The sequence below is a fragment of the Actinomycetota bacterium genome (genome assembly GCA_030774015.1).
GTDB lineage: Bacteria > Actinomycetota > UBA4738 > UBA4738 > JACQTL01 > JALYLZ01.
On record JALYLZ010000114.1, the window covers coordinates 1 to 3,231 of the forward strand.

At 68.3% G+C, this 3,231-nt stretch carries 3 protein-coding genes; 2 read left to right on the forward strand and 1 reads right to left on the reverse strand.

All coding sequences use genetic code 11. The annotated features are described in order from the left end of the window. Positions 1 to 420, reverse strand: a 420-nt coding sequence (locus tag M3Q23_11235; protein ID MDP9342640.1) for a DUF3662 domain-containing protein, incomplete at its 3' end; no start/stop codon positions are given. A gap of 182 nt (positions 421 to 602) precedes the next feature. Here M3Q23_11235 and M3Q23_11240 point away from each other — a divergent pair. Further along, a complete protein-coding gene (locus M3Q23_11240) occupies positions 603 to 1,046 on the forward strand; it encodes an AraC family transcriptional regulator (GenBank protein ID MDP9342641.1) in 444 nt (147 codons plus the stop codon). Between the two features lie 207 nt (positions 1,047 to 1,253). After that, on the forward strand, positions 1,254 to 3,167 hold the full coding sequence (locus M3Q23_11245; GenBank protein ID MDP9342642.1) for an ABC transporter substrate-binding protein: 1,914 nt from the start codon (positions 1,254 to 1,256) through the stop codon (positions 3,165 to 3,167). Positions 3,168 to 3,231 lie beyond the last annotated feature (64 nt).

A 3,231-nucleotide genomic window follows, 5' to 3' on the forward strand; every position in this document is an offset into this window, starting at 1 on the left:
GCTCGGGGGCTGCCGCGCGGCCCGCGTCTCGCCCGTGAGGGGGCGGTCCGGCCCCTCCACCAGCTGGGCTTCGCACCGGAACTCGCCCTTGCCCAGGCTGGGGTCGGTGTCGAACCGCACCTCGGCGGGGCCCACCAGCCGCCAGCCGCGCTCCTCCGCACCCTGGCGGGCCAGCTGGCGGAGCTCGGAGGCCAGCGCGCCCTCCACCTGCTCGAACCGCGCCCGGTCCTCCGGCGCGAGCCAGAAGGTGTAGTGGTTGGGGACCCACACCTCGTTGACCCCGACGGTCTGGCCCGCCTCCATGTCCCGCAGCAGGCGTTTGGCCAGCTCCACAGGCTGCACGCCAGAGCGGAATGCCTTGGCGAAGAAGCCTTCGACCAGGCTTTCCAGGCGATGCTCGAAGTCTCGAAGAAGTGGCATTTGCGCAGGTAGGGGACGCTCGCGCGGATTATATCCATGCCCCAGCGGTTCAATCCTTGACCCGCTGTCGGCGGCAGGCCGATGCGCCGGCGTGCCGAGCGTTGCGGAGGCCCCCGAACCCTGCATGCGCGTGGTGACGAATGGGGAACGGACGAGGCGACCTTCCTCCGCCTCGGAGCGCGATGGCAGACGGCGGCTGGATCGAGGACGGAGAACCGCGGAGCTCGGGCGGTTCCGGGCGGGTCCTGAGCCCGGCCGTGCTCGAGCGCATCGAGACGGCCCGCGCGTATCTGCACGAGCACGCCGCCGAGCCGATCACCCTCACCACGCTGTCGCGGGTGGCCGCCCTCAGCCCGTACTACCTGGTGAGGGTGTTCAAGGCGCACGTCGGAATCCCTCCCCATCGCTACCTCATGGCGCTCCGGGTGGAGCGGGCCCGCCGGCTGCTGGAGGTGTCCTCGCTCTCCATCACCCAGATCGCGCATCGCGCCGGGTTCGGCAGCGCGAGCCACTTCAGCACCGTGTTCCGGACCCGCGTGGGGCTCTCCCCCAGCGAGTACCGAAAGCGGCACCTCCGGAACCGGTGGGCCCTCGCGGCGGCGGTGCCCGAGGCCGCACTGGCGTAGCCGGGTCCGGAGCCGGCGTCCGGAGCCGGCACCGAACGGCAAGATCCCGAAACGTTCCGGCAAGAACCCGACACCCGCGCCCCATGGCCCCTGTCGTACAGGTCTGTAGGAGAACCCGACGCGCTCGATCGGCGCCCAACGAGAGGAGGTGGCGGGCCGGGGCGGCCCGCGAATGCGATATCCCCGCCGACCCAAGGAGAGACCTCCATGACGCGATATCTGTCGAAGGTGTTGGTGTTCGCGGCCGCCGTCTCGCTCGTCGCCGCGGCGTGCGGCAAGAGTTCAACGACGACGTCGCCCGGTGTCACCGGGACCACCGGGCCGAGCGGCGCGACGGGCACGCCGAGCGCCAGCACGTCCTCGCTTCCCCAGGGCGGAACGCTGAACCTGGCCCTGACCTCGGACGTCAGCGCGGCGTTCGATCCGCAGAAGGAGTACTACTCGGTCACCTGGGAGTTCTTCCGCTGCTGCCTGCTCCGGACCCTCATGTCCTACAACGGGCACGACACGGCGCAGCATGGCGCCGAGGTGTTCCCGGACCTGGCGGCCTCACCGCCCACGGTGTCGAGCGACGGGTTGACCTGGACGTTCAAGCTGAAGCCGGGGATCAAGTACGCGCCGCCGCTCCAGAGCGAGACCGTCACCAGCAAGGACATCGTGCGGGCGCTGGAGCGGGAAGCCTGCTCCCAGTGCGCGGCGGGCGGCTACTCGTTCTACTTCTCGGTGATCAAGGGGTTCGACGACTACTCCAAGGGCAAGGCCAACACCATCACGGGGCTGTCGACCCCGGATGACAACACGCTTGTCGTGACTCTGACCCAGCCGGCCGGCGACCTGCCGTTCCGGTTCGCCATGCCGGCCACCGCCCCCATCCCGCCGAACCCGAACGACGCGAGCGCCAAGCTCGGCGTCGCGCAGGGCCACGACAAGGACTACGGACGCTTCCTGGTGGCCACCGGGCCGTACATGTTCCAGGGAGCCGACCAGATCGACTTCTCCCAGCCCGCGGCCTCACAGAAGCCGGCCGCCGGGTACGTGCCGGGAAAGTCGATCGTGCTGGTCCGCAACCCCTCGTGGGACAAGTCCACAGACAACCTCCGGCTGGCCAACGTGGATCAGATCAACATCCAGATCAGCTCCGCTTCCGCGGAGGACCTCGCGGCCAAGGTCGACTCCGGAGAGCTGGACATGGTGCTGGATGGCGTCCCGCCGACCGACCAGCTCCAGAAGTACGAGACGGACCCGAACCTGAAGGACCAGGTGCAGATCCATCCGTCGGACGCGGTCCGGTACATCTCCATGAACATCGCCCAGCCGCCGTTCGACGACATCCACGTGCGGAAAGCGGTGAACTTCGCGATCGACAAGGACGGGTTGCGGAAGCTGCGGGGTGGTCCCGCCTTCGGCGAGATCGCGGGGCACATCATCGTGGACTCGCTGGAGAGCAATCAGCTGAAGACGTACGACCCGTACGCCACGGCGAACTCGTCGGGGGACATGGCGAAGGCCAAGGACGAGATGAAGCAGTCGAAGTACGACACCAACGGCGACGGCGTCTGCGACGCCTCGGTCTGCAAGAACGTCCTCACGGTCATCGACCAGGGCGATCCCTACCCGCAGCAGAGCAAGCTGATCGCGCAGAACCTGGCTCCGCTCGGCATCACGCTGGACATCAAGTCCTTCGAGCGGACCACCATGTACGCCAAGTGCAACGACCCGACGGCGCACGTGGCGTTCTGCCCGAGCCCCGCCTGGGGCAAGGACTATGCGGACGCGTTCACCTTCGGTCCTCCCTTGTTCGGGTCCTCGAGCATCGGCCCCAACGCCTGCTGCAACTACTCGCTGGTGGGCGCGTCCTCGGCCGACCTCAGCAAGTGGGGCTACTCGGTGAAGTCGGTCCCCTCCGTCGACGACCAGCTGAACAAGTGTGGGGCGGAGACGGGTGACACCCGCGTCAGCTGCTGGGCAGGCGTCGACAAGGACCTCATGGAGAACGTGGTGCCATGGGTGCCCTACTTGTTCGACAACAACGTCGACGTGTTCAGCACCCACATCGCGAACTACCAGTTCGACCAGTTCGCGAGCCTCATGGCCCTCGACCAGGTGGCGGTGCAGAGCTAGCGAGCCCTCGCCCCGCCGATTGACGCAGAGGGGGCCGCTCCGTTCGGCGAGAGCCGCGGAGCGG